Genomic DNA, 24919 nt, shown 5'->3' on the forward strand with positions numbered 1-24919 from the left:
ACCCCGGTGCCGTCGCTCTTCACGCGCACCTTGACGTTGTAATCGACGACCCGTTTGACAGGTACGAGAACCTTCATTGACTTGACTCCATTGGATTGCAAAAAGGGGGCTTCGAGGGCAACCGGTCATTCTAGGACGCGACCTTTGTCGCCTCTCCATTCTTCTCGTCGGCACGGGGACCAAGAAAAAAGAACGATCGTGCTTTTCCGTGATTATAAAACAGCGTCGGGCGCCTGGACGACTCCTGGCGGTAAAGACTCCACACGCAGCACGCGCTGCGGATAGGGAATGTCGATGCGCGCGCCGCGCAGCCCGTCGAGGATTGCGATGTTGATGGCCGAGCGCAGGTTGTCCTTGCCCTTGTCGGGGTCGGCGACCCAGAAGTTCAGCGTGAACTCCAGGCCGTCGGGCGCGAAGTTCATGAGGAAAGCCACCGGCTCCGGGTCGGACATCACGCGCGGCTGGGCCTTGGCGGCCTCGCACAAGATGGACTGCACCTGCGCCACGTCGCTCTCGTAGCCGACCACGATGGTGGTCGTGATGTTGAACTTGCGGTCGGCCAGCGACAGGTTTTCGACCCGGCTGGTGATCAGCGATTCGTTCGGCACGATGGCCTCGCGCCCATTGCCCGCGCGGATCAGGGTATAGCGGGTCTTGATGTCGGTGATGCGGCCCTCGAAGGTATCGACCTTCACGTTGTCGCCGATGCGGATCGAGCGCTCGAGCAGGATCACGAACCCGCTCACGTAGTTGGCCGCCAGCTTCTGCAGGCCGAAACCCAGGCCCACGCCGAGCGCGCCGCCGAGCACGGACAGCGCCGTCAGGTCCACCCCCACCGCCGACAGTGCGAACAACAGGCCGACCAGCAGCAGGAAGGCACGCACCGCATTCGACGCCACCTTGCGCATCGACAGGTCGGTCACGGCCTCGCGCAGGATGCGCTTCTCGATAGTGCTCGCGATCCACAGCGAGATCACCAGCACCAGCCCCGCCGACAGCACGCCCTGGAAGATGGTCTGCAGGCTCACGCGCGTCTTGCCGAAGGCCAGCGTGATGTCGTCGAGCTCGGCCAGCACCGGCGGCAGCAGCCCGACGATCCAGAGCACCGCCGCGATCCACGCCAGCCAGGAGATCGTGCGCTCGATCAGCCGCACGAGGTTGGACGCGGGAAACACCGCCCGCAGCACCCGCGCGAACAGCCTGATGACCACCAGCGACAGGAACACCGGCACCGCGATGCGCAGCACCAGAACGGTCTGGAAATCGAGCACCACGCGCCGGGCGAGATCGGTGAACACCAGCGCCAGCAACGGGAACAGCAACCCGTCGAAGGTGCTCTCGCCGAACCAGATCGAATCCTTGGGCTGGTCGCGGCCGAACCACTTGCAAACGGCCCAGGCCAGCGCCACGCAGACCACCAGCGCGACAAGCTCGATGCCGAGGCCGCGCGCATCGACCTGGCTCAGACGTTGAGTGAAATCGTTGAAATTCATCTATTGAAAGGTAGCGGAGCGCCGTCCGCGCCGGCTGCGTTAGAGGTCCGCGAGAACGCGGATGTGGGCTTCCACGCTGCGCGCGAGCGCATCGAGGTTGTAGCCGCCTTCGAGCATCGAGACGATACGGCCCTTCGCATGGCGCCTCGCAACATCGTGTATGCGGCCCGTGATCCAGGCGAAGTCGTTTTCGTTGAGGCCCAGCTGGCCCAGGTCGTCCTCGCGATGGGCGTCGAAGCCGGCGCTGATGAAGACCATCTGCGGCTTGAACTCCTCCAGCCGCGGCATCCAGGCCGCTTCGATCATCTCCCGCACGTCCATGCCCCTTGTGTAGGCCGGGATCGGCAGGTTCAGCATGTTCGGCGCCGGATGCTCGGTGCCGCTGTACGGGTAGAACGGATGCTGGAAGAACCCGACCATCAGCACGCGCGGATCGTTCGAGAGGATGTTCTCGGTGCCGTTGCCGTGGTGCACGTCGAAATCGACGATGGCTACGCGCTCGATGCCGTGCACCTCGATGGCGTGGCGCGCCGCGATGGCGACGTTGTTGAAGAAGCAGAAGCCCATCGCCTGCTCCCGGCAGGCATGGTGGCCGGGCGGGCGCACCGAGCAGAAGGCGTTTTCCAGGTCGCCGGCAATCACCGCGTCGGTCGCAGCGATCGCAGCGCCGGCGGCGCGGCGCGCGGCCAGCAGGGTGAAGCGGTTGAGCACCGTGTCGGGGTCGACCTGCGCGTGGTCGGGGCCGCCGGCGGGTTCGTCGGCCACCAGGCGCTGGTTCAGCGCCTCGAGGTACTCGACGTGCGCGGTGCTGTGCGCCCGGGTGATCTGTTCCAGGGTGGCCAGCGGCACCTCGCAGTGCTCCAGCGCATCGCCCACGCCGGTGAGCAGCAGGCGGTCTTCGATGGCATCCAGCCGACCCGGGCACTCGGGGTGCCCCTCGCCCATGTCGTGCTTCCAGAAGTCGCGGTGTGTGAAGTAGCCTGTCTTGCCCATGTGTCTCTGTCGCCACGCCTAGACCTCATTCGGCATGGGGCCGGCAGGTCTTACGGTATCGTTTGCATATGGATACAAATATGGACGTTGCTGCGAAGCTAGCCACTTTGCTGAGTCAGCTTAACACGGTGATCGTGGGCAAAGAGGCCCAGGTGCGCGACTGCGTGGCCTGCCTGCTGGCAGGTGGGCACCTGCTGATCGAGGATGTGCCGGGGGTGGGCAAGACCACCCTCGCCCACGCGCTGTCGCATACCTTCGGGATGCAGTTCTCGCGTGTGCAGTTCACGGCCGACCTGATGCCTGGCGACCTGTCGGGCGTGGCGATCTACGACCGGGGCCAGCAGGCCTTCGTGTTCCACCCCGGGCCGATCTTTGCGCAGGTGCTGCTGGCCGACGAGATCAACCGTGCCAGCCCCAAGACCCAGAGCGCGCTGCTCGAGGCGATGGAGGAAAAGCAGGTCACCGTCGAAGGCGAAACCCGCCCGCTGCCCACGCCCTTCTTCGTGATCGCCACCCAGAACCCGCAGGACCAGCTCGGCACCTTCGCGCTGCCCGAGTCGCAGCTCGACCGCTTCCTGATGCGCATCTCGCTCGGCTACCCCGACCGCGCCGCCGAGCGGCTGCTGCTCGCGGGCGGCGACCGCCGCGAAATGCTGGCCTCCCTGCCCGCCATGCTGACCGCCGGCGAACTCACGGCCCTGCAGCAGCGCGTGCAGCAGGTGCATGCGGCCGAGCCGCTGCTCAACTACCTGCAGGACCTGATCGCGGCCACGCGCTCGGGCCGCTGGTTCCTGCAGGGCCTGTCGCCGCGCGCCGGCATCGCGGTGCTGCGTGCGGCCAAGGCGCAGGCGCTGCTGGCCAACCGCAGCTACGTCGCACCCGACGACGTGCAGGCCGTGCTGCCGCAAACGATCGCGCACCGCCTCACGCCCGTGGGCGACGCCGGGCGCGGCGCCGTGGAGCAGGTGCGCGCCATGATCGCCGCCGTGCCACTGCCGTAGTCATGAAACACCCCCAGGCTTTGCGCACTTCGTGTCGCTTCTCCTCCCCCCTTGCAGGGGGCAACACCGGCGGCCCGGCGAAGCCGGTTCCGCGGTGTTTCGCGCTTTTCGGCCCCAGGGACCACCACCGATGATCGCCTCTTTGCGCTCGCGCATCGATGGCTGGTTCCTGTCGCGCCGTCCGCCGTCGGACACGCTGGAGCTCACGCAGCGCAATGTCTACATCGTGCCCACGCGGGCCGGATGGACGCTGGGCGCGACGCTGCTGGTGCTGCTCGTCGCCTCGATCAACTACCAGCTCAACCTCGGCTACCTGCTGACCTTCCTGCTGGCCGGCAGCGTGGCCGTGGGCATGCACGTGTGCCACGGCACGCTGCGCGGGCTGGCGATGCACCTCGTGCCGCCCGATGCCCACTACGCGGGCGCCGCCGCCGTCTTCCGGGTGGTGCTGCACAACACCCGGCGCCGCGTGCGCTACGGCATCGGCATGGCCGTGCGCGGCAGCGGGCAATGGGCCTGGACCGACGTGCCGGCCGAGGGAACGTCCACCGTCGAGATCGCCTTCCAGCCCGAGCGGCGCGGCCTGCACCCGGTCCCGCCGCTCACGGCCGAGACGCGCTTCCCGCTCGGCACGTTCCGCGTGTGGACAGTCTGGCGGCCGGCCGCGCAGATGCTGGTCTACCCCACGCCCGAGGCGCATCCGCCGCCGCTGCCGCCGGGCGAGCCGCTGTCGGGGCCGGCGGCGATGTCCGCCTCGCTGCGGGCGCACAACGCCGGCGAGTACGACGGCGTGCGCGCCTACCGCCGCGGCGATCCGCTGAAGCTCGTGGTCTGGAAGAAGGCAGCGCGCGCACAGGCAGCCGGATCGGAAGAGCTGGTGAGCCGCGACACGCAGCAGACCCAGCGCGAAGAACTCTGGCTCGACGCGCGGAGCACCGGCCTTGCCGATGCCGAAGCCCGCCTCTCGCGCCTGTGCGCGTGGGTGCTGATGGCCGACCGGCTGGGCGTGGACTACGGCATCCGGGTAGAGGGCCGGGTCGTGAAGCCGTCGCAAGGCGAAGCCCACCGGCGCGCCTGCCTCGAGGCCTTGGCGCTGTGTTGAACGGAACCGCCGCATGAACCGAGTCATACGGGAACTCGCCGCACTCCCCCGGGACGCGCGGGATACCCTTTTCCTGCTCTGCGTGATCGGCCTGATCCTGCTGCCGCAGATCGAGAACCTGCCCTGGTGGTGCACGGCCATCACAGCCATGGTGCTGCTCTGGCGCGCCACATTGTCCGTACAGGGACGCTCCCTGCCCAGCAAGTGGTGGCGCATCGCCCTGCTGGCGCTGATCCTCGGCGCCACCTACGCCACGCACCGCACGCTGCTGGGCCGCGACGCGGGCGTGACGCTGATCGTCAGCCTGCTCGCACTCAAGACGCTGGAACTGCGCGCGCGGCGCGATGCGTTCGTGGTCTTCTTCCTGGGCTTCTTCGCGATGCTCACGAACTTTTTCTATTCGCAGTCGCTGCTGACCGCGTTCACCATGCTGCTGGCGCTGCTGGGCCTTTTGACCGCGCTGGTCAACGCGCACATGCCGGTGGGTCGGCCGCCGCTGATGCAGGCCGCACGCATGGCGGGCTGGATGGCGCTGGCGGGCGCGCCGATCATGCTCACGCTGTTCCTGCTGTTCCCACGCCTCGCGCCGCTGTGGGGCACACCCAGCGACGCCATGCTGGGGCGCAGCGGCCTGTCGAACACCATGCGCGTCGGCACCATCGCCGAACTGGCGCTCGATGACCGCATCGCCGCGCGCATCAAGTTCGACGGTGGCCGGGCGCCGCCGCAAAGCCAGCTCTATTTCCGCGGACCGGTGCTGGCGCAGTTCGACGGCCGTGAATGGACCGCGCTGCCGTCATGGGCGCGCGGCGCGCAATGGACCCCCAACCTGCGCGTGAGCGGCGAACCCGTGCGCTACGAGGTCACGCTCGAAGCCAGCAACCGCCCCTGGCTGCTGGCCCTCGACGCGGCGCAGCGCCCCCCCGAGGCACCCGGCTTCGAAGTCACCGGCACGCCCGACCTGCAATGGATCGCGAACCGCCCCGTCACCGACCTGGTGCGCTACCGCGCCGAAAGCTACACGCAGTTCCAGAGCGGCCCATTGAAGCGCACGGGCGGCCAGCTCCAGGCCTACCTGGCGCTGCCGCCCGGCACCAACCCGCGCACCGCCGCCCTCGCCGCCGAGATGCGCGCCGACCCCGCGCTGGCCAACGCCAACGCGCAGGCCTTCGTGCAGGCCGCCCTGCGGCGCCTGCGCACCGGCGGCTACAGCTACACGCTGGAGCCGGGCGTCTACGGCAACGACACGGCCGACGAGTTCTGGTTCGACCGCAAGGAGGGCTTCTGCGAGCACATCGCCTCGGCCTTCGTGGTGCTGATGCGCAACCTGAACATCCCGGCGCGCATCGTGACGGGCTACCAGGGCGGGGAACTCAACGGCGTAGACAACTACTGGATCGTGCGCCAGAGCGATGCCCATGCCTGGGCCGAGATCTGGCAGGAAGGCACCGGCTGGACCCGCGTGGATCCCACGGGCTCGGTGTCTCCGGGGCGCATCGGCCAGACACAGCGGCTCCAGCCGCAGCCGGGCCTGATCGCGGGCGCCTTCGGCTCGATGAGCCCCACCCTCGTGCAGAACATCCGCGCCGCATGGGAAGCCGTCAACAACGGCTGGAACCAGTGGGTGCTCAACTACACCCAGAGCCGCCAGCTCAACCTGCTGAAGAACATCGGCTTCAAGGCGCCGAGCCTCGAAGACCTGGCCTACGTGCTGCTCTACCTGCTGGTGGGCGCGAGCCTGGCTGGCGCCGGCTGGACGCTGTGGGAGCGCAGCCGGCACGACCCATGGCTGCGCCTGCTAGGCCGGGCGCGCGCGCGGCTCGCCAAGGCCGGCCTGCAGCTGCCCGACAGCGCCCCGCCGCGCCAGATGGCACAGGCGGCCGACGCACGCTTCGGCCCCGCCGCGCAGGCCGTGCGCGACTGGCTGCTCAAGCTCGAGGCACAGCGTTACGCGCCGGCCACGCCCGACTCGCTCTCCACCCTGCGCGCCGAGTTCCGGCGCATCGCCTGGCCGACCGACAACCCACGCGGCTGAAACCACATGTGTCCCTGAAGAGGGGCCATGTGGGCGGACGGCACAATCGGCCCATGCGATTTTTCCTCTCCACGCCTTCGCGCGCCGCCGCGGCAGCCGCACTCCTTGCCGCCTGCTGCGCATGGTCCACGGGGGCTGTAGCCCAGAAGTCTTCCAACGGCCGCAGCGCAGCGGCCAACCCGGTGCGCGGCAGCACGCCCTACGCCACGCGCGACGACGCGATGAAGTTCGCCGACGAAGTGGCCGAGCGCCGCGGCCTCGATCGCGACTGGGTGCGCGCCACCATCGGCAGCGCGCGCTTCCTGCCCAACGTGCCGCGGCTCATGCTGCCGGGCCCGGTCGGCACGGTGAAGAACTGGCAGACCTACCGCAGCCGCTTCATCGACCCGGTGCGCATCGCGGCGGGCGTGCGCTTCTGGCGCGCCAATGCCGACACGCTCGCGCGCGCCGAGCAGGTGTACGGCGTGCCGCCGGAAATCATCGTCGGCATCGTCGGCGTGGAGACCATCTACGGCCGCAACATGGGCAACTTCCGCGTGATCGATGCACTGGCCACGCTCTCGTTCGACTTTCCCGAAGGCCATCCACGCGCGGCCGAGCGCCAGGCCTTCTTCCGTGGAGAGCTCGAAAGCTTCCTGAGCACCGAGAGCCGCACCGCCGACGATCCGCTCACGCCCGTCGGCAGCTATGCCGGCGCGATGGGCATGCCGCAGTTCATGCCCAGCAGCATCGCCAAGTACGCGGTCGACTTCGACGGCGACAGCCGCATCGATCTCGTGAACAACCCGGCCGACGTGATCGGCTCGGTCGCCAACTACTTCAAGGCCTTCGGCTGGAAGGCCGGCATGCCGGCGATCTATCCGATGCATTTCGAGGAAGCGCGGCTGCAGAAGGCGCTGCTGCTGGCGCCCGACATCCTGCCGACCTTCAGCACCGACAGCTTCGTGGCCGCCGGCGCGGTGCCCGAAGGCGACGGCATCAACCACAAGGGCCTGCTCGCATTGATCGAGCTGCAGAACGGCGCCGATGCGCCACCAACCTACGTGGCCGGCACGCGCAACTTCTACGTGATCACGCGCTACAACTGGAGCAGCTACTACGCCATGTCCGTGCTCGACCTTGGGCAAGAGGTCAAGGCGGCGATGGAGCAATAGCACCATGACACCCGAGGCGCTGCGCGCGAACTGGAACGAGGCCTGGCATGCGCTGGGCATCGACTCGCCGGGTGAGGCGCTGTGCGAAGAGCTGCAGCGCCGCTACGGCGAACCGCAGCGCCACTACCACACGGTGCAGCACCTGGGCGAATGCCTCGCGTGGTTCGAGCGCGAGAAGACGTTGGCCGAACGCCCCGGTGAAGTGGCGCTCGCGCTGTGGTTCCACGACGCCATCTACGACGTACACGCCCACGACAACGAGGCACGCAGCGCCGATTGGGCGCGCGAGGCCCTGCTCGAAGCCGGTGCGGACAGAGCAGCCGCCGAGCGCGTCCATGCGCTCGTGATGGCCACACGCCACGACGCCGTACCCGAAGGCCGCGATGCCGAGCTGCTGATCGACATCGACCTGTCGATCCTCGGCGCGGAACGTGGGCGTTTCGACGAATACGAGCGGCAGGTGCATGCCGAATACGCCTTCGTTCCGGACGAGGTGCGGCTGCCGCGGCGCCGAGCGATTCTTCAGCGCTTTCTCGACCGCCAGGCCATCTATGCGACACCGCGGATGCACGCGCAGCTCGAAGCGCAGGCGCGCCTCAACCTGCAGCGTTCCATCGCGGGCTGACCGGCCTCGTCAGGCGGGCACCAGGCGCCACCATTCGGTGCGCGGCGGCTCGCCATGGCGCTCTTCTTCCACGATGCCGAACAACAGGCCGTCGCGCGCCGCGCCCAGCTTCGCCAGCTGCAGCGTGCGCGCCGCATCGCGGCACAGCGCAAAACTGGCGTCGCCCCACCATTCGAGACAGCGGCCTACTTCGGCCAGCATCAGCGCGGGCTGGCTCTGCATGAAAGTGAAGGGCATCGGCAGGCCTGCATCGAGCTGGGTCAGGCCGGCATGCGTGGCGCCCCATGCGCCGCGTTGGCTGGCGACACGGATGCGCGCGCCGGCCGGCAATGCGGCCTCGCCCGCCGCGTCGAGGCAGCAGCGTGCGCCGTACATCGCCAGCTCGGTCCACAGGCCGACGCGGCGCGGCCGGCGGCCGATGCGGCGGGCGAGGTCATCGCGCCAGTCGACCGGCGGCGGATGCGCGATGAAATGGGCGGTGGTGTGCCAGGTGCTCATGGGCCGGCGTCCTTCAATACGAGCGAAGCATGTCCACCGCCGAAGCCCACCACGTTGAGCAGGATGTTGCGCAGCTTCTGCGGCGCCTCCTTGCTCAGCGCAATGCCGAGCGATGCATCGAGCGGATAGTCCACCGACGGCCAGACGCCACCCTCGATGCAGCCGACCAGCAAGGCCAGTTCCGCCGCCCCCGCCGCGCCCAGCGTGTGGCCGATCGCCGACTTGAGCGACACCAGCGGCGGCAGCGGATCGAACACCCGCTTCAGCGCTTCCACCTCGATGGCGTCGTTGACGGGGCTGCCCGCCGCCTGCACCTTGATCAGGTCGATGTCGCCGGGCTGCAGGCCGCTCTGCGCCAGCGCGCCGCGGCACATCGCATGCACGGCCGTGGCTTCGGTGCCCGATGGGTTGCGCCCGTCGACCACGTTGGCACCGCCCGTGATCTGCCAGCGCGCAGGACGCGATGTCAGTCGCAGTGCGGCGACCGCTTCGCCGAGCACCAGCCCCTTGCGCTGTGCGCCGAAGGGCTGCGCGCGGTCGGGCGCCAGCAACTGCATCGCGCCGAAGCCGGCGACCGTGAAGCGGTTGTCGAGTTCGATGCCGATCACCAGTGTCTGGTCGGCGTCTTCGCTGCGAATCAGCTCGGCGGCCGCCAGCACCGCGTTCAGCGCCGACGTGCAGGCGGTCGAAACGGTGAACACCGGTCCCTGCCAATCCAGCGCGCGGGCCACGACACCGGCAAAGTCCTGCAGGTCGCCGCCGAGCCGCAGGTCCTGCTTCTCGTGCTCCATGAAGCCGATGTCGAGCGACGACGAGGCCACGAACAACGGTGCCGTGCGCGGCCCCCAGTCGCCGGTCTGCGCGGCCACATTGCACACGGTGCGGCACAGGCGCTGCTTCCATTCGCCTTCGCTCGGCGCCAGCGCGTACACCGGCCAGTGGATTCCCTCTGCCACGGCCACCGGTGTCGGCGGCACGCCGCCGCGCTGCAGCGACGCCAGCACGGACGGAACGTCGTCGCCGAGCACACAGGCCAGGCCCGTGCCGCCCAGGTAGACGTCGCTCATGCCTTGCCCGCCAGCGCGAGGTGTTCCGCCAGATGAGCGATGGAGGTCATCGCCCGGCGTGTTTCCTTGCTGTCGGGCATGCGCACGCCGAAGCGCTGCTGGATCGTCATCGACACCTGGAGCGCGTCGAGCGAGTCGAGGTCGAGCCGGGCCTCGGGGCCGAACAATGGCTCGTCGTCGCCGAGGCCGCCCGGGGGCGCGTCCTTCTCGACGGCTTCGAGCACCATGGCCTTGAGGCTGGCAATGAATTCAGGGGTGACGGTGGTGCTCACGATGCGCGCCTGCGAAACAGAAAAACAGCCAGAAGAAACATCAGCGCCGCGAACACGGCCAGCCGGCCGATCTGCGGCAGCGCATCGGCCACGCCGCCGCCACGCAGCAGCACGGTCAGCAGCGCTTCGAGCCCCCAGTTCATCGGGGAAATCTCGACCAGCCGCTGCATGAAGCCCGGCATGACGAACTTGGGCACCATGATGCCGCCCGCCGCCGCCATCAGCACATTGACCATCGGCCCGATGGTGGCCGCCTGCGCGTGGCTGCGCACCAGGCAGGCCAGCGCGAGCGACAGGCTCACCGCCGCGAGGCTCACGGCCGCGAGCGACAACAGCAGCGCGCCCCAATGGATGCCCGCGAGCGACAGCGCGTCGCCGCCGATCAGCGGCATGAACCAGATGCCGGCCGCGAGCATCAGCACGGCCTGCAGCGCGTTCACGCCCAGGTACGGCAGCGCCTTCGACATCAGCAGCATGCTGCGCGACACGCCCAGGCCCTGCAGCCGTCCGAGCGCGCCCGAGCTGCGCTCCTGCACGAACAGGCTGGACAGCGAGGCCACCACGAAGAACATGCCGAACACCAGCCACGCCGGCACGTTCTGCTGCACCGAGGTCGGCCGCGGGCCGGCGGTGGAGAAGCGCTCGGCGCGCACCATCGCCTCGATGGACGCCTCGGGCGCGGGGCTGGCCGTGCCGGGCACCGCCAGCGCAAGGCGCGCCTTGAGCTCGCCCGAGGCGCCGATGAGTTCGGCGCGCAGTGCGTTGAACAGGTTGGCGTCGATGCCCGGTTCGGTCAGCAGATGGATGTACGCCCTGGTCGACAGCGCGGCCGACTCCAGCTCTTGCGACAGGCCCGGCTCCATCACGATCACGTACTTGAGCGAGCCGTTGAGCAGCCGTGCCTGCCAGTCATTGCCAAGCGGCTGCGGCGCGCCATGGTTGCGCTGCCAGAGCTGCTTGAGCCACTGCGCGGGCGTGGCCGTGTCGCGCATGTCGATGGCGTAGCTCAGTTCGGCCAGCGGCGGGCGGTAGATATCCTTCAGCGTGAGCGACATCAGCACGATGAAGACCATCGGCATCAGGAACAGCGCGGCAAGGCCGTGCATGTCGCGCACGAGGGCGAGCAGTTCTTTCTTGATGAGCGCGAGGAGCATGGGGTTCTTCAGTCGCGCAACGAGCGGTGGGTGAGCGCCATGAACAGCTGCTCCAGGTCATGGCGGCCGAATTCGGCGTGGCGCACCTCGATGCCCGCGGCTTCCAGAGCAGCCAGCACCGGCCCCGGGCCGCTCCCTGCGTTCAGGTGAATGCGCCAGTGCGCGCCGCCCTGCTCCACCGTGCCGAAGCGCGAGAGCATGCCGGCGTCGAGCCCGTCGGCGGCCAGCGTGAGCAGCATCGCGCTCTTCGACAGCAGCCCGTCGAGCGAGCCTTCGCGCAGCACGTGTCCACGGTCGAGGATGGCGACGCGATCTGCAATGGCCTCGATCTCCTCCATGTAGTGCGAGGCGTAGATCACCGCCGCGCCCTGCTGCGCGAGGCTCCGGATCGCGTCGAGGATGAACGCGCGCGATTGCGGATCGACGCCCACGGTGGGCTCGTCGAACAGCATCAGCTCGGGCTCGGGCAGCAAGGCAATCGCAAGGTTGAGCCGGCGCTTGAGGCCGCCCGAGAGCCGCTCGGCGCGCACGCCCGCGAACTGCTCCAGCTGCGCGAATTGCGTGCAGGCCTCGATCCGCTCCTTCTTGCGCGGGCCCGACAGCCTTCCCGCAGCGGCGAACACCGCCAGGTTCTCGGCCACGGTGAGCATCGGATAGAACGCCTGCTCCTGAGGTGCCACCGCGATGCGCGTCGGGGCCTTCGCACGCACCTGCTGCAGCGGCTGGCCGTCGATGAGGATCTCGCCCGACTGCACGGCCAACGCGCCCGACAAGTGCGAGATCAGCGTGGTCTTGCCCGCGCCGTTGGGGCCCAGCAGGCCCAGCACGCAGCCCCGTGGCACGGTGAGCGACACGTCCACCAGCGCGGGGGCGTCGGCGTTCGGATACCGGTGGCTGAGGGTCTTCAACTCGAGCATGGGTCTGGCCTCGAGTTGCCGGGTGACGGGGGCGTGTCGGCGTGATCGCGCCCCGAACAACGAACAACAAGGAGAAAAGAACAACGCCCCATCTCAGGCCACGGCAGCCTTCAGGTCGCGAAAGAAGTTTTCTTCCTGCAGCGCCTGCTCGTGCAGCTTGGCAGCCAGCGCGGCGGGGTCGACCGCCTCTCGCCCCTTCACCATGCGCGCCGCCTTGAGCGCGAACGCACGCCAGCCGTCGCCGATGGCGATCAGCCGCTCGGACATCTGCTGCAGTTGCGGCTTGTCGAGCAGCTGTGCCGCCTCTTGCAGGAAACCCGCATAGATGAAGCGGAAACCCGCCCCGCCCGTGCCGATTTCTTCCTGCATGCGCACCACGTGGCCGATGAAGTCGACGCTGCGCGGATCGGTCGGCGACAGCTTCTGCATGCGCTTGGCCAGCATGCGCATGCCGCGTACGCCGACGATGGGAATGGGCGCCAGCATGTTGCGCACCGTCTTGCGGATGGCCTTGACCACGGAGGCCGCATCGACCGTCTTGCGATCGATGGCCTGCGGGTAATACATGAGCCCCTTCGGCGCCAGCACGCCCTTGGCGAAGCGAGCGCGTGCCAGGTCGCCGCTCGGGCAGCGCACGGGCTCCTCGAACACCGGGTCGCTGATCAGGTAGTCATCGCCGTCCTTCCCGTACACCAGCAGGTTGTGCGCATTGAAGTGGAAGCGCATGTTCGGCGGAAAGTACGGCAGCCAGTAGACCGAGGTCTGCAGGCCCACCAGCTGGCCATCGGCCAGCAAAGCATCGAGCCGCTGCTGTCCGGCCTCGGCGCTGCGAAAGGTCTCGAAGCGGAAGCGGGCGGCCATCGGCGCCAGCAGGCCCTTGATGATGGCCTTGGGCGGCATGCGGTACGAAATGAGCGGCAGGCCCGACAGCTTGATGAACGGCAGGTAGGCGAACGAGATCGCGGACGACAGGCCGAGCGCCATGCTCTCGCTCATCGGTGCGCCGTGGTGGCGCATCAGGCTGGAGATGACGCCGCTTTCGCAATGCGCCGCCTGTTGGTGTTGGAAGTTCACGGCAGGCCCTGCAAGGTGGAGACGGAAAGCCCCAGCGCTTCGCCGTAGCGCGCGAGCTGGGCCGGCGACAGCGCCGCGAAATGGCGCGGCTGCAGGTGGCGCCGTACGCGCCACTGCCAGAAGCCGCTGGTCTGCGAGAGCAGCGCCACGTCCATGCGGCGCTCGTACATCCAGTATTCGAGCGGCGAGGCCTGCCCCGCCTTCACGCGCTCCTTCGCGGCCTGCGCCTGTTCGACGAGCACGTCGACCGCATGGCTGGTGACGATCTCCTCCGCCTCCCAGCCGCGCGAAGTGGTGGTGACGACGCGGCCCTGCGCGTCGCGGGCGTACATCAGCTTGGAATGGCCGTCGAGGGTCGCATTGCCCTCCTGCGGTACTGCGTCGAGATCCATGGCTACACAGCCTCCATGTAGATGAAGCCGCTGGAGAAGCGGCCGCTCTCCGGCACGAACATCAGCAGCTTCTGGCCACGCTGGATGCGGCCCGAGCGGAACAGCTCGTCGAGCATGATGTAAGGCGACGCCGAACCCGTGTTGCCCTTGCTCGCAAGATTGCTGAACCAGCGCTCGCGCGGAATCGGCAGGCCCAGCGATTCGAGGCACTGGCTCACCGGCTCGACGAAGTACTGCGACGACAGGTGCGGCAAAAACCAGTCGATGTCCGCCGACTTCAGCCCGCGCCGCTCGATGATGGCCGCCAGCGGCTCGCCCAGCGTGGCGCGCACGATGTTCTCGTTGAGCAGGCGCACGTCCTGCTTCACGGCGAAGGTCGACTCGCTCTGCCATTCGGCGGGCGTCTTGCGCCCCCAGCCGTCGAGGCCGCCTTCGGCATTCTTCTCGGCGCCGGCGTACATGCACACCGGCAGCTCATGCGCAGCCGACGACAGGTCGATCCAATCGACACGCAGCGACAGCGGCCCGCGCGGCTCGCGCTCCAGCAGCACGGCGCCGGCACCGTCGGACAGCATCCAGCGCAGGAAGTCCTTCTCGAAGGCCAGTTCGGGCCGCGCCTCCAGCGCCTCCAGCTTGTGCTCCAGCTCGGCCTCGAAGCGCGAGCCGCGCATGACGGCCGAGGCCAGCTCCGAACCCGTGGCCACCGCACGCTGCGCATCGCCCGCGCGCACCGAGAGCCACGCATGCTTCAGCGCGGTGGCGCCGGCCAGGCAGATGCCCGCGCAGGCCACCACTTCGAGCCGGGGCCAGCCGAGTTCGCCATGCACCATCACCGCGTGGTTGGGCATGAGCTGGTCGGGCAGCGAGGTGCCGGTGACGAGGCAGTCGACCGGGCCGATATCGCCGAGCGCGCGGATGGCCGAGGCGGTGAGCTGCGCGTTGGTCATGGCCAGCTCGCCGGTGGCGCGGTCGATGGCGTAGTGGCGCGACTGGATGCCGTTGCTGCGAAGAATCAGCCGCCGCGCGCGAGAAGCCTTGCCGCCGATGCGGCCGAGGACGTCTTCGATGTCTTCATTGCTGACGGGGGGAAACGGCAGAAAGGCGGCGGTGCGGGTCAGGAAGACATCAGTTGTCATAGAGAGCAGTGCGATCCGTGGCCGAGCCCGACGGGCACTCGAATTGAGCCGTCATTTTAGTCAGCCACCCTCTGAACAAGGGCCGCAGGAGCGCCTGCAGCGTCAGGCTCACCGGCACCACCGTGACGATCAGCGCGATCAGGAACAGCACGTACAACAGCAGCAGCGGCTTGCGCTGCCACGCACCCGGACTGCCGGCCGCCATGATCAGCTTGCCCCACAGGTAGAAGCTGCGGGTGCCGGCCTTCTCGCTGATGAGCAATTTCGCGTCGGCCCGCACGGCGCCCAGGCCGGCCAGCAAAGGCTGCGTCCCACGCTCCTGGCCGCTGTGCAACGCATCGCGCAGGGCACGCCCGAAGCGGGCGGTGCCGCGGATCTGCCTGGTGCTGAGCCCGGCATCGGGCATGCCCCAGAAGCCGCGCTTGCGGCCCCAGATCAGCCAGGCCGGCGTGGTGAAGAAGGTGGCGAGCGTGGGGCCGGGGTCGGTGAGCACCACGTTGTCGATCAGGCGCGCGCCCACGTCATCGAGCATGCCCTTGAGCTTCTCATGGGCCAGCAGCCACATGTTGCGGCACGCGATGACTGTGACCACAGGTTTGCCCTTGAGCAGCCGCGCCGCCACCGGGTGCTTCAGAAAAGCCGCAACGGGCTGCGAAGGTGCCAGGAACCACACCTGGTAGGGCAGCACGATCAGGTCGAAGTCTTCCTCGCCCGTGAGCGACAGTGGCGCGAGCGGCTGCGGCTTCATGTGGGCCGACTCGGGGAAGGCATCGAAGAAAGTCAGGAAGGGCCAGGGAAAGGGATACGGCTTCTGCGGCCGCAGTGTTTCTTCGTGCACCTGGATCGACGGGTCGGCGCGCAGCGGGGCGGCGATCTGCTCGGCGACCTCGTCGAGCTGGCCGGACTGCGAATAGCGCAGGACCAGGACGCGCTTGACGCTTCGAAGGGCGGCTGCTGGGTCCGTGCGTGGGGGGCTGGAAAGGCTGGAGGTCACTGGCGGTGGCGTTTCGGGGGCCGTCGAATGTACGCGAAGCCCGTGCCGAACGCATCTGCCATTGGTCATGCGTCGCGACAATCAGACGGCCGGATCGGTCATATGGCCGCAATGCGGGAAAAGAACAAAAAGGGCCGCACCTCGCGGCACGGCCCTTGTCACGGCGATCTTTTCAGAACGCGGACGCTGTGTGCAAGGCTCAGCGCACCTTGCCTTCCTTCCAGGCGGTCAGCAGCTTGTTGTAGTCGATGGTCTCGCCCTTCGGCTTTTCGTTGGCCAGCTTCTTCCACGGGGCGTGGTCGTCGCTCAGGTACTTGGCCGGATCACCCTTGGGGTTCAGCTTGGGTGCGCAATGGGCCATGCCGGCGCGCTCGAGGCGGGCCATCACGTTGTCCATCTCGTCGGCCAGGTTGTCCATTGCCTTCTGCGGGGTCTTCTCGCCCGTGACGGCCTCCGCCACGTTCTTCCACCAGAGCTGCGCGAGCTTCGGATAGTCGGGTACGTTGGTGCCGGTCGGCGTCCATGCCACGCGTGCCGGGCTGCGGTAGAACTCGATCAGGCCCCCGTACTTGTTGGCGTTCTGCGTGAAGTAGTCCGCACGGATGTCGCTGTCGCGGATGAATGTCAGCCCGGTGATCGACTTCTTCAGCGAGGTGGTCTTGGCGGTGATGAACTGCGCGTAGAGCCATGCTGCCGCCGTCTTGTTGGCGTCATGGCCCTTGAAGAAGGTCCACGAGCCCACGTCCTGGTAGCCGTTCTGCATGCCCTGCTTCCAGTACGGACCGTTCGGGCCGGGGGCCATGCGCCACTTGGGGGAGCCGTCGTCGTTCACGACCGGCAGGCCCTTCTTGGTCATGTCGGCGGTGAAGGCCGTGTACCAGAAGATCTGCTGCGCGATCTGGCCCTGGGCCGGCACTGGACCGGATTCGCCGAAGGTCATGCCCATGGCCTCCTTGGGCGCGTACTTCTTCATCCAGTCGATGTACTTGGTGAGCGCGTACACGGCGGCTGGCGAGTTGGTGGCACCGCCGCGCGACACCGAGGCACCGGTAGGCGTGCACTTGTCGTCGGCCACGCGGATGCCCCATTCGTCGATCGGCATGCCGTTGGGAATTCCCTTGTCGGCGGAGCCGGCCATCGACAGCCACGCATCGGTGAAGCGCCAGCCGAGCGACGGGTCTTTCTTGCCGTAGTCCATGTGGCCGTAGATTGGCTTGCCGTCGATGGTCTTCACGTCGACGCTGAAGAACTCGGCGATGTCTTCATAGGCGCTCCAGTTCAGCGGCACGCCCAGGTCGTAGCCGTACTTGGCCTTGAACTTGTCCTGCAGGTCCTTGCGCGCGAACAGGTCGGCGCGGAACCAGTACAGGTTGGCGAACTGCTGGTCGGGCAACTGGTACAGCTGGCCGTCGGGCGCGGTGGTGAAGCTGGTGCCGATGAAGTCCTTCAGGTCGAGGCCGGGGTTGGTGAACTCCTTGCCGGCGCCCTTCATGTAGTCGGTCAGCGACATGATCTTGCCGTAGCGATAGTGCGTGCCGATCAGGTCGGAGTCGGAAATCCAGCCGTCATAGATCGACTTGCCCGACTGCATCGAGGTCTGCAGCTTCTCGACCACGTCGCCTTCCTGGATCAGGTCGTGCTTGACCTTGATGCCGGTGATTTCCTCGAAGGCCTTGGCCAGTGTCTTCGACTCGTATTCGTGGGTGGTCAGCGTTTCGGAGACGACGGACACCTCCTTCACGCCCTTGGCCTGCAGCTTCTTGGCCGCATCGATGAACCATTTCATTTCCTCCATCTGCTTGTCCTTGGACAAGGTCGATGGCTGGAACTCGCTGTCGATCCATTTCTTGGCTTCGGCCTCGCCAGCCGTCGCCGCACCATGCGCGGCGAACATCGCCGCTGCCAGTGCCAATGCCGTGTAGCGCATCTTCATGAAGTTGTCTCCTCGGTTGTTGCTTCCCCGGTGTTGTGTTCGATCACGGCTCCGGGGAGGCGGAGAGCCGGAACGCGTCTGAGAAGACGAAAGGAAATGTTCAGCCCTTGCGCATCACCAGCGCGAGCAGGCCCATCGACAGCACGAAGCTGATCCAGATCGAAGGCTCGGCCTCGAGGCTGAACCACTCCTGGAACTTGCCCGCCAGGCCGATGAAGACCAGGTTCACATACGCCGCCGACAGCAGCCCGATGAACAGCCGGTCGCCACGCGTGGTGGCCATCGGCAGCCAGCCGCGCCGCAGCGTGGTGGGCGACTTGAATTCCCACACCGTCATGCCGACCAGCATGAGTGCGATGCAGCTGAAGAAAACGGCCACGGGGGTGGTCCATACCATCCAGTCGAACATGCTCTATTTCCTTGTCTTTTCTTGCTCCTTCCCCTTCCGGGAGAGGGAGAGAAGCCATCATTCAAACGCGCCCCATCGCGAAACCCTTTGCGATGTAGTGGCGCACGAACCAGATCACGATCGCGCCCGGCACGATGGTCAGCACGCCGGCCGCTGCCAGCGTTGCCCAATCCATGCCCGACGCGCTCACCGTGCGCGTCATCGTCGCGACGATGGGCTTGGCATTCACGCTCGTGAGCGTGCGCGCCAGCAACAGCTCGACCCAGCTGAACATGAAGCAGAAGAACGCCGCCACGCCCACGCCGGCCTTGATGAGCGGCAGGAAGATGGTGAGGAAGAAGCGCGGGAACGAATAGCCGTCGATATATGCCGTCTCGTCGATCTCGCGCGGGATGCCGCTCATGAAGCCCTCCAGGATCCACACCGCCAGCGGCACGTTGAACAACAGGTGCGCGAGCGCCACGCCCAGGTGCGTGTCCATGAGGCCGACCGTGCTGTAGAGCTGGAAGAACGGCAGCAGGAACACCGCGGGCGGCGTCATGCGGTTGGTCAGCAGCCAGAAGAACACGTGCTTGTCGCCCAGGAACGAATAGCGCGAGAACGCATAGGCCGCGGGCAGCGCCACGGTGAGCGAGATGACCGTGTTGATCGCCACGTAGATCAGGCTGTTGATGTAGCCCGAGTACCACGACTCGTCGGTGAAAATGCGCGCGTAATTGGCCCAGGTGAGCTGCTGCGGGAAGAACGAGAAGCTCGACAGAATCTCCTCGTTCGTCTTGAAGCTCATGTTGACCATCCAGTAGATGGGCAACAGCGCGAACAGGATGTACAGCACCAGGAAGATGCTGCGCTTGTGAAATCTCTTCTCGTTCATTTCTCCACCTCCGCTTCCTGCGTACCGACCCGCTGCATCCAGTTGTAGAGCACGAAGCAGAACAGCAGGATGATGAGGAAATAGATCAGCGAGAACGCCGCCGCCGGCCCCAGGTCGAACTGCCCCACGGCCTTCTGCGTGAGGTACTGGCTCAGGAAGGTGGTTGCATTGCCCGGCCCGCCGCCCGTCAGCACGAAGGGCTCGGTGTAGATCATGAAGCTGTCCATGAAGCGCAGCAGCACGGCGATCATCAGCACACCGCGCATCTTGGGCAGCTGGATGAAGCGGAACACCGCGAACTTGCTCGCGCCGTCGATGCGCGCGGCCTGGTAGTAGGCGTCGGGAATGGAGCGCAGGCCCGCATAGCACAGCAGTGCCACCAGCGGCGTCCAGTGCCAAACGTCCATCACCAGCACGGTGAGCCACGCATCGGTAGCGCTGCCGGTGTAGTTGTATTCGATGCCCAGGGTCTGCAGCGCGTGGCCCAGCAGGCCGATGTCGGCGCGCCCGTAGATTTGCCAGATGGTGCCGACCACGTTCCATGGGATGAGCAGCGACAGCGCCACCACCACCAGCACGGCCGACGACTTCCAGCCCTTGGCCGGCATCGACAGCGCCAGGCCGATGCCCAGCGGAATCTCGACCAGCAGCACCGACAGCGAGAAACCCAGCTGGCGCCACAGCGCCTGGTGCAGCTCGTCGTCGCGCATCACCGCGGCGAACCATTCGGTGCCCACGAACACGCGGCGCTCGGGCGAGATGATGTCCTGCACCGAGTAGTTGACCACCGTCATGAGCGGCACGATGGCCGAGAAGGCGACGCAGATGAGCACTGGCAGCACGAGCCACCAGGCTTTCTGATTGATTGGCTTGGTGGTTGCGTTCATGCGACCAGTTCCTCATCCTTGTAATAGCAGGTGTGCGTGTCTAGCACCCGCACCCATACCCTGTCTCCCACTGCGGGCGGCCGGTCGTCCGAATGCAGCCGCACCTTCAGCAGGCTACCGCCGGCTTCCACGCCCAGCATCACGTGCGTGCCCACGTCCTGCACCTGCTTCACCACGGCCGGCACCGCACCGGCCGCGCCTGCATTCGACAGACGCAGGTACTCGGGGCGGATGCCGATCTTCAGCGGCCCCTGCGGCAGCTCGCGCGTGGACGCCAGCGGCGTGCCTGCCACTTCGATGGTGCCGTTCGCGCTCTGCGCCGACAGGAAGTTCATGCCCGGCGAACCGATGAAATGCCCGACGAAGGTGTGGGCCGGCCGCTCGAACAGCGCGTCGGCGCTGCCCACCTGCACGGCCTTGCCGCGCGTCATCACCACCACCTCTTCGGCGAAGGTGAGCGCCTCGACCTGGTCGTGCGTCACGTAGATCAGCGTGAGCTTCAACTCGCGGTGGATCTGCTTGAGCTTGCGGCGCAGCTGCCACTTCAGGTGCGGGTCGATCACGGTGAGCGGCTCGTCGAACAGCACCGCCGACACGTCGCTGCGCACCAGCCCGCGTCCCAGCGAGATCTTCTGCTTGGCGTCAGCCGCCAGACCGGCCGCGCGCTGGTTGAGCTGCCCGCTCATGTCGAGCATCTCGGCAATCTCGCCGACGCGCTTCTTGATCTGGTCGGCCGGCACCTTGCGGTTGCGCAGCGGGAACGCGAGGTTCTCGGCCACGGTCATGGTGTCGTAGATCACCGGGAACTGGAACACCTGCGCGATGTTGCGCTCCTGCGGCGTGGCCCGCGTCATGTCGCGGCCGTCGAAGCTCACCGTGCCCTGCGAAGGCACGAGCAGGCCCGAGATGATGTTCAGCATGGTCGTCTTGCCGCAGCCCGAGGGACCGAGCAAGGCATAGGCGCCGCCGTCGCGGAAGCTCATCTTCAGCGGGAGCAGCGCGTAGTCGCTGTCCTGCGTGGGGTTCGCACGGTAGGCGTGCGCCAGGTCGAGATCGATGCGTGCCATGTCAGCTCTCCTTCACGCTTCCGCGTGATACGCAATGCATGAAACAGTCGAGACCTTGTCGCGGAACACCGGGGAACCGGCTTTGCCGGGCCGCTGGTGTTGCCCCCTGGAAGGGGGTTGGCGAAGCGACACGAAGTGCGCGAAGACTGGGGGTCATCCTATTTCCTCGGCGCCAGCGCCAGTTTTTCACCGGCATCGAACACATAGGCCTGCGACGCGCTGAAGTACAGCGTGATCGGCGCGCCCAGCTCGAAACGGTGCACGCCGGTGAGCTGCGCCACCAGTTCGCCCACTGCGGTCTCGACGTGCACGAAGGTGTCGGAGCCCGAGATCTCGGCCAGCTCCACCTTGCCGGGCAAGGCGATGTCGCCCTCACTCGCGCCCACGTTCAATGCGCTCGCGCGCAAGCCGACCGTGACCGCACCCGATACGCCTTCAGGCAAGGCCAGCGCCAGTGCGGGGCCACCCGCGAGTTGCACCTTGCCAGCGGCCGCCGTGCCCTGCAGCAGGTTCATCGGCGGATCGCTGAAGGCGCGCGCCACGCGCAGCGATTGCGGCGCATGGAACACCTCGGCGGTCGGGCCGTACTGCAGCAGTTCGCCGGCATCCATCACCGCCGTGTAGCCGCCGAGCAGCAAGGCCTCGCCCGGTTCGGTGGTGGCGTAGATCACGGTCGAGTCGCCGGTGGCGAAGAGCTGCGTGAGCTCTTCGCGCAGGCCTTCGCGCAGTTTGTAGTCGAGGTTGACCAGTGGCTCGTCGAGCAGCATCAGCGGTGCGTTCTTGGCAAGCGCGCGTGCCAGCGCCACGCGCTGCTGCTGCCCGCCAGAGAGCTCGGCCGGCAGGCGGTCGAGGAACATGCCGATGTGCAGCTTCTCGGCCAGCGCCTTCACCCGTGCCTCGATGTTCGTCTCGCCGCGCAGCTTCAGCGGCGAGGCGATGTTGTCCGACACCTTGAGCGACGGATAGTTGATGAACTGCTGGTAGACCATCGCGACATTGCGTTCGCGCACGGGCATGCCGGTCACGTCCTTGCCGTCGACCAGCACCTTGCCTTCGGTCGGCGTGTCGAGTCCGGCCATCAGCCGCATGAGGCTGGTCTTGCCGGCCTGCGTGGCGCCCAGCAGCACGGTGACCGCGCCGCTTCGGGGCGCGATGCTCTGCTCGTAGAGCCATGTCTGCGCTCCCACCTTCTTGGTGACGCGCTCCAGTGTCAATTGCATTGGCGCTGCTCTCTTTTACGGATCTAGTTGCTCTTGGGATGGGACTGCAGCCAGAGCGCGACCTGCTCGCGCTCTTCGGCCGTGTAGTGCAGCCCCAGCTTGGACCGCCGCCAGAGCACGTCTTCGGCGCTCACGGCCCATTCGTGGTCCTGCAGGAAGCGCAGTTCGCGCTCGTACAGGCCCGGCGCCACTTCGGCGCCCAGGTCGGCAAAGGACTTCGCATCACCGAGCAGGTCCGCAATGCGGGCGCCGTAGCCGCGCGCGAAGCGGCGCGCCAGTTGGCCATAGAGCCACGGATACCTGGCCTGCACGGCCGATACGAAGCGCTCGAAATCGTCATCGGGCCGGCTGGCGGCGCCGATCCAGGTCGACAGGTCGCCGCCCGCGAGGAAGGCGCCGTCGGTCCAGGCCGGGCGTTGCGCGCTCGACTGCCCGAGCATCTTGCCGACCTCGTCGGCCGCGTCTTCGGCCAGCTTGCGGAAGGTGGTGATCTTGCCGCCCCATACCGACAGCAGCGGCGCGGCCGTGGTGTTCGATTCGAGCATGTAGTCGCGCGTGACGGCCGAAGGGTCGCCCGAGTCGTCGTCGAGCAGCGGGCGCACGCCCGAGTAGGTCCACACCACGTCGGCCGGCACGATGGGCTTCTCGAAGTAGCGGCTGGCCTGGGTGCACAGGTAGTCGATTTCCTCCTGCGCGATGCGTGCGGCGCCCGGGTCGTCGCCGGTGAGTTCGATGTCGGTGGTGCCGATCAGCGTGAACTCGTCCTGGTAGGGAATGGCGAAGATGATCCGCTTGTCGGGGTTCTGGAAGATGTAGGCGTGGTCGTGCTCGAACAGGCGCGGCACGACGATGTGGCTGCCTTTCACGAGCCGCAGGCTCTTGGTGGCCAGCGCCTCGCCCTTGGCCGACTGCGCGACGCCGCGCAGAAAGGATTCGGCCCACGGCCCCGCGGCATTGACCACCGCGCGGGCGCGCAGCGTGCGCTTGCCGCCGTCGGCGCCCAGCAGCGTCGCGGTCCAGCCGTCGGCATCGCGCTGCGCATTCACGCAGCGCGTGCGGGTCAGCACCTCGGCGCCGCGCGCCTGCGCGTCGAGAGCGTTGAGCACCACGAGGCGCGCGTCGTCGACCCAGCCGTCGGAGTAGATGAAGCCGCGCTTGTACTGGTCCTTCAGCGGCTTGCCGGCCGCGTGCTTGCGCAGATCGACGCTGCGCGAACCCGGCAGCACCTCGCGCCTGGCGAGATGGTCGTACATGAACAAGCCGATGCGGATCATCCAGGCCGGGCGCATCGACGGGTCATGCGGCATCACGAAGCGCAGCGGCCACATGATGTGCGGCGCGCTCTTGAGCAGCACCTCGCGCTCCTGCAGCGCCTTGCGCACAAGCGAGAACTCGTAGTACTCGAGGTAGCGCAGCCCGCCGTGGATCAGCTTGGTGGAAGAAGAAGAAGTGTGCGAGGCGAGATCGTCCTTTTCGCACAGCACCACGCGCCAGCCACGGCCAGCGAGGTCGCGCGCGATGCCACAGCCGTTGATGCCGCCGCCGACGATCAGCACGTCGCAATCGGTGGCTGGCGCGGGCGAACTGGAAGAAAAATCGCTCACAGAAAGGAGTCCGTTGAAGCGTGACTTTGGTCACTGACGGCGGCCATTGTATTTTCGTGTTTTTTCATTTGGATTCCTTTTAGCGCGATTTTCCCCCGAGTTTTCCCTTAGGCATCTTCGTTTTCGTTCGTTTTAAAGTGGCACGCGCTGTACCCTTGCCCCCAGTCTTCCCGCTTTCCACGACGCCCTTGTGAACTCCAACCCGCGCCAGATCAACCTCCTGGACACCGTGCGAACGCGCGGTTCCGTCACCGTCGAACAGCTGGCCGACATGCTCGGCGTCACCCTGCAGACCGTGCGGCGCGACGTGCAGCGGCTGGCCGACGAGGGGTTGCTCACGCGCTTCCACGGCGGCGTGCGCATGCCCAGCTCGACCACGGAGAACATCGGCTACCAGCAGCGAGAGACGCTGCATGCCGAAGGCAAGGCGCGCATCGCCCGCCGCGTGGCGGAGCTGGTGCCCAATGACTGCTCGCTGATCCTCAACATTGGTACCACCACCGAGGCCATCGCCAAGGCGCTGCTGCGCCACACCGGCCTGCGCGTGATCACCAACAACCTGAACGTGGCCACCATCCTGAGCGGCAACACATCGTGCGAGGTGATCGTGGCGGGCGGCTCGGTGCGCCCGCGCGACCGCGCCATCGTGGGTGAGGCCACCATCGATTTCATCCGCCAGTTCAAGGTCGACATCGCACTGATCGGCGTGTCGAGCATCGAGGCGGACGGCTCGCTGCGCGACTTCGACCTGCGCGAGGTGAAGGTGGCGCAGACCATCATTGCCCAGGCACGCGAGGTGTGGCTGGCGGCCGATGCGAGCAAGTTCAACCGGCCCGCGATGATCCAGCTGGGCACGCTGTCGCAGATCGACCGGCTGTTCACGGATGCGGAGCCGCCTGCGCCTTTTGCGGACCTGCTGCATGCGGCGCAGGTGCGCCTGGAAATCGCGCGTGAATCATGAGCACATCCCCTGTTGCTCCCGCCTTGCTCCCTCCCCCTCTGGGGGAGGGTTGGGGTG

General features: G+C 67.2%; 24 protein-coding genes and 1 pseudogene. 6 read left to right on the forward strand and 19 right to left on the reverse strand.

What is annotated here, in order from left to right; translation table 11 throughout:
• The 3 genes and pseudogenes from ACCC97_RS26390 to ACCC97_RS26400 all read right to left on the reverse strand — a co-directional run.
• A pseudogene (locus ACCC97_RS26390) lies at positions 1-77 on the reverse strand (electron transfer flavoprotein subunit beta/FixA family protein); the annotation flags it as partial.
• Positions 78-212: 135 nt separating this feature from the next.
• Complete coding sequence (locus ACCC97_RS26395; protein ID WP_007831644.1) at positions 213-1493, reverse strand: mechanosensitive ion channel family protein; 1281 nt, start codon at positions 1491-1493, stop codon at positions 213-215.
• Positions 1494-1532: 39 nt separating this feature from the next.
• Complete coding sequence (locus ACCC97_RS26400) at positions 1533-2486, reverse strand: histone deacetylase family protein (protein WP_007831641.1); 954 nt, start codon at positions 2484-2486, stop codon at positions 1533-1535.
• Between the two features lie 80 nt (positions 2487-2566).
• Between ACCC97_RS26400 and ACCC97_RS26405 the strand changes: the two genes are divergently transcribed.
• From ACCC97_RS26405 to ACCC97_RS26425, 5 genes are all read left to right on the forward strand, one after another.
• Positions 2567-3487, forward strand: coding sequence for an AAA family ATPase (locus ACCC97_RS26405; protein WP_007831639.1), 921 nt, complete (start codon positions 2567-2569; stop codon positions 3485-3487).
• A 130-nt stretch (positions 3488-3617) separates the two neighbouring features.
• Complete coding sequence (locus tag ACCC97_RS26410; RefSeq protein WP_007831637.1) at positions 3618-4589, forward strand: DUF58 domain-containing protein; 972 nt, start codon at positions 3618-3620, stop codon at positions 4587-4589.
• Positions 4590-4602: 13 nt separating this feature from the next.
• Positions 4603-6624, forward strand: coding sequence for a transglutaminaseTgpA domain-containing protein (locus ACCC97_RS26415; RefSeq protein ID WP_413335931.1), 2022 nt, complete (start codon positions 4603-4605; stop codon positions 6622-6624).
• 53 nt (positions 6625-6677) lie between these two features.
• Positions 6678-7778: a lytic murein transglycosylase B gene (mltB, locus tag ACCC97_RS26420; RefSeq protein WP_413335933.1), complete on the forward strand. Its 1101-nt coding sequence runs from the start codon at positions 6678-6680 to the stop codon at positions 7776-7778.
• Between the two features lie 4 nt (positions 7779-7782).
• Positions 7783-8403, forward strand: a complete 621-nt coding sequence (locus ACCC97_RS26425) for an N-methyl-D-aspartate receptor NMDAR2C subunit (protein ID WP_413335934.1) — start codon at positions 7783-7785, stop codon at positions 8401-8403.
• A gap of 9 nt (positions 8404-8412) precedes the next feature.
• Here the strand turns inward: ACCC97_RS26425 and ACCC97_RS26430 are convergent, their stop codons facing one another.
• From ACCC97_RS26430 to glpD, 16 genes are all read right to left on the reverse strand, one after another.
• On the reverse strand, positions 8413-8901 hold the full coding sequence (locus tag ACCC97_RS26430) for a hypothetical protein (protein WP_007831623.1): 489 nt from the start codon (positions 8899-8901) through the stop codon (positions 8413-8415).
• A complete protein-coding gene (locus ACCC97_RS26435) occupies positions 8898-9968 on the reverse strand; it encodes a beta-ketoacyl synthase N-terminal-like domain-containing protein (protein ID WP_413335936.1) in 1071 nt (356 codons plus the stop codon). The genes ACCC97_RS26430 and ACCC97_RS26435 overlap by 4 nt, the downstream gene beginning before the upstream one ends.
• Positions 9965-10240 carry an acyl carrier protein gene (locus ACCC97_RS26440; protein WP_007831618.1) on the reverse strand — a complete coding sequence of 92 codons (276 nt, stop codon included), beginning with the start codon at positions 10238-10240 and terminating at the stop codon, positions 9965-9967. Before ACCC97_RS26440 ends, ACCC97_RS26435 begins: the two co-directional genes overlap by 4 nt.
• The gene (locus ACCC97_RS26445; protein WP_413335937.1) at positions 10237-11394 is read right to left on the reverse strand and encodes an ABC transporter permease; all 1158 of its coding nucleotides are present in this window, start codon (positions 11392-11394) and stop codon (positions 10237-10239) included. The genes ACCC97_RS26440 and ACCC97_RS26445 overlap by 4 nt, the downstream gene beginning before the upstream one ends.
• 8 nt (positions 11395-11402) lie before the next feature.
• The gene (locus ACCC97_RS26450; protein ID WP_413335939.1) at positions 11403-12311 is read right to left on the reverse strand and encodes an ABC transporter ATP-binding protein; all 909 of its coding nucleotides are present in this window, start codon (positions 12309-12311) and stop codon (positions 11403-11405) included.
• Between the two features lie 93 nt (positions 12312-12404).
• The gene (locus ACCC97_RS26455) at positions 12405-13385 is read right to left on the reverse strand and encodes a BtrH N-terminal domain-containing protein (RefSeq protein WP_007831612.1); all 981 of its coding nucleotides are present in this window, start codon (positions 13383-13385) and stop codon (positions 12405-12407) included.
• The gene (locus tag ACCC97_RS26460; RefSeq protein ID WP_007831610.1) at positions 13382-13777 is read right to left on the reverse strand and encodes a hypothetical protein; all 396 of its coding nucleotides are present in this window, start codon (positions 13775-13777) and stop codon (positions 13382-13384) included. Before ACCC97_RS26460 ends, ACCC97_RS26455 begins: the two co-directional genes overlap by 4 nt.
• A gap of 2 nt (positions 13778-13779) precedes the next feature.
• On the reverse strand, positions 13780-14913 hold the full coding sequence (locus ACCC97_RS26465; protein ID WP_413335941.1) for a beta-ketoacyl-ACP synthase III: 1134 nt from the start codon (positions 14911-14913) through the stop codon (positions 13780-13782).
• On the reverse strand, positions 14903-15907 hold the full coding sequence (locus ACCC97_RS26470) for a dialkylrecorsinol condensing enzyme (RefSeq protein WP_413315498.1): 1005 nt from the start codon (positions 15905-15907) through the stop codon (positions 14903-14905). Before ACCC97_RS26470 ends, ACCC97_RS26465 begins: the two co-directional genes overlap by 11 nt.
• A gap of 199 nt (positions 15908-16106) precedes the next feature.
• Complete coding sequence (locus ACCC97_RS26475) at positions 16107-17840, reverse strand: ABC transporter substrate-binding protein (protein WP_007831607.1); 1734 nt, start codon at positions 17838-17840, stop codon at positions 16107-16109.
• A 100-nt stretch (positions 17841-17940) separates the two neighbouring features.
• Positions 17941-18249, reverse strand: coding sequence for a DUF2160 domain-containing protein (locus ACCC97_RS26480; RefSeq protein WP_007831606.1), 309 nt, complete (start codon positions 18247-18249; stop codon positions 17941-17943).
• A gap of 61 nt (positions 18250-18310) precedes the next feature.
• A complete protein-coding gene (locus tag ACCC97_RS26485; RefSeq protein WP_007831605.1) occupies positions 18311-19123 on the reverse strand; it encodes a carbohydrate ABC transporter permease in 813 nt (270 codons plus the stop codon).
• Positions 19120-20010: a carbohydrate ABC transporter permease gene (locus ACCC97_RS26490; RefSeq protein WP_007831603.1), complete on the reverse strand. Its 891-nt coding sequence runs from the start codon at positions 20008-20010 to the stop codon at positions 19120-19122. Before ACCC97_RS26490 ends, ACCC97_RS26485 begins: the two co-directional genes overlap by 4 nt.
• Positions 20007-21077, reverse strand: coding sequence for an ABC transporter ATP-binding protein (locus ACCC97_RS26495; RefSeq protein WP_007831601.1), 1071 nt, complete (start codon positions 21075-21077; stop codon positions 20007-20009). The genes ACCC97_RS26490 and ACCC97_RS26495 overlap by 4 nt, the downstream gene beginning before the upstream one ends.
• Positions 21078-21235: 158 nt before the next feature.
• On the reverse strand, positions 21236-22297 hold the full coding sequence (locus ACCC97_RS26500; protein ID WP_007831599.1) for an ABC transporter ATP-binding protein: 1062 nt from the start codon (positions 22295-22297) through the stop codon (positions 21236-21238).
• 23 nt (positions 22298-22320) lie between these two features.
• Positions 22321-23901 carry a glycerol-3-phosphate dehydrogenase gene (glpD, locus tag ACCC97_RS26505; protein WP_413335944.1) on the reverse strand — a complete coding sequence of 527 codons (1581 nt, stop codon included), beginning with the start codon at positions 23899-23901 and terminating at the stop codon, positions 22321-22323.
• Between the two features lie 190 nt (positions 23902-24091).
• Between glpD and ACCC97_RS26510 the strand changes: the two genes are divergently transcribed.
• On the forward strand, positions 24092-24862 hold the full coding sequence (locus tag ACCC97_RS26510; protein ID WP_007831595.1) for a DeoR/GlpR family DNA-binding transcription regulator: 771 nt from the start codon (positions 24092-24094) through the stop codon (positions 24860-24862).
• Positions 24863-24919: the final 57 nt, after the last annotated feature.

Origin of the sequence: Variovorax sp. Varisp85 (assembly GCF_047304045.1) — a bacterium.
In the GTDB taxonomy this organism is placed as follows: Bacteria; Pseudomonadota; Gammaproteobacteria; order Burkholderiales; family Burkholderiaceae_C; genus Variovorax.

Excerpts from the sequence above, each read along its gene's own strand:
- ACCC97_RS26450 (WP_413335939.1), bottom strand. The coding sequence starts at position 12,311 with ATGCTCGAGTTGAAGACCCTCAGCCACCGGTATCCGAACGCCGACGCC.
- ACCC97_RS26480 (WP_007831606.1), bottom strand. The coding sequence starts at position 18,249 with ATGTTCGACTGGATGGTATGGACCACCCCCGTGGCCGTTTTCTTCAGC.
- ACCC97_RS26410 (WP_007831637.1), top strand. The coding sequence starts at position 3,618 with ATGATCGCCTCTTTGCGCTCGCGCATCGATGGCTGGTTCCTGTCGCGC.
- ACCC97_RS26395 (WP_007831644.1), bottom strand. The coding sequence starts at position 1,493 with ATGAATTTCAACGATTTCACTCAACGTCTGAGCCAGGTCGATGCGCGC.
- ACCC97_RS26425 (WP_413335934.1), top strand. The coding sequence starts at position 7,783 with ATGACACCCGAGGCGCTGCGCGCGAACTGGAACGAGGCCTGGCATGCG.
- ACCC97_RS26500 (WP_007831599.1), bottom strand. The coding sequence starts at position 22,297 with ATGCAATTGACACTGGAGCGCGTCACCAAGAAGGTGGGAGCGCAGACA.
- ACCC97_RS26400 (WP_007831641.1), bottom strand. The coding sequence starts at position 2,486 with ATGGGCAAGACAGGCTACTTCACACACCGCGACTTCTGGAAGCACGAC.
- ACCC97_RS26430 (WP_007831623.1), bottom strand. The coding sequence starts at position 8,901 with ATGAGCACCTGGCACACCACCGCCCATTTCATCGCGCATCCGCCGCCG.
- ACCC97_RS26485 (WP_007831605.1), bottom strand. The coding sequence starts at position 19,123 with ATGAACGAGAAGAGATTTCACAAGCGCAGCATCTTCCTGGTGCTGTAC.
- ACCC97_RS26405 (WP_007831639.1), top strand. The coding sequence starts at position 2,567 with ATGGACGTTGCTGCGAAGCTAGCCACTTTGCTGAGTCAGCTTAACACG.
- ACCC97_RS26495 (WP_007831601.1), bottom strand. The coding sequence starts at position 21,077 with ATGGCACGCATCGATCTCGACCTGGCGCACGCCTACCGTGCGAACCCC.
- ACCC97_RS26460 (WP_007831610.1), bottom strand. The coding sequence starts at position 13,777 with ATGGATCTCGACGCAGTACCGCAGGAGGGCAATGCGACCCTCGACGGC.
- ACCC97_RS26475 (WP_007831607.1), bottom strand. The coding sequence starts at position 17,840 with ATGAAGATGCGCTACACGGCATTGGCACTGGCAGCGGCGATGTTCGCC.
- ACCC97_RS26490 (WP_007831603.1), bottom strand. The coding sequence starts at position 20,010 with ATGAACGCAACCACCAAGCCAATCAATCAGAAAGCCTGGTGGCTCGTG.
- ACCC97_RS26445 (WP_413335937.1), bottom strand. The coding sequence starts at position 11,394 with ATGCTCCTCGCGCTCATCAAGAAAGAACTGCTCGCCCTCGTGCGCGAC.
- ACCC97_RS26415 (WP_413335931.1), top strand. The coding sequence starts at position 4,603 with ATGAACCGAGTCATACGGGAACTCGCCGCACTCCCCCGGGACGCGCGG.
- ACCC97_RS26435 (WP_413335936.1), bottom strand. The coding sequence starts at position 9,968 with ATGAGCGACGTCTACCTGGGCGGCACGGGCCTGGCCTGTGTGCTCGGC.
- mltB (WP_413335933.1), top strand. The coding sequence starts at position 6,678 with ATGCGATTTTTCCTCTCCACGCCTTCGCGCGCCGCCGCGGCAGCCGCA.
- ACCC97_RS26465 (WP_413335941.1), bottom strand. The coding sequence starts at position 14,913 with ATGACAACTGATGTCTTCCTGACCCGCACCGCCGCCTTTCTGCCGTTT.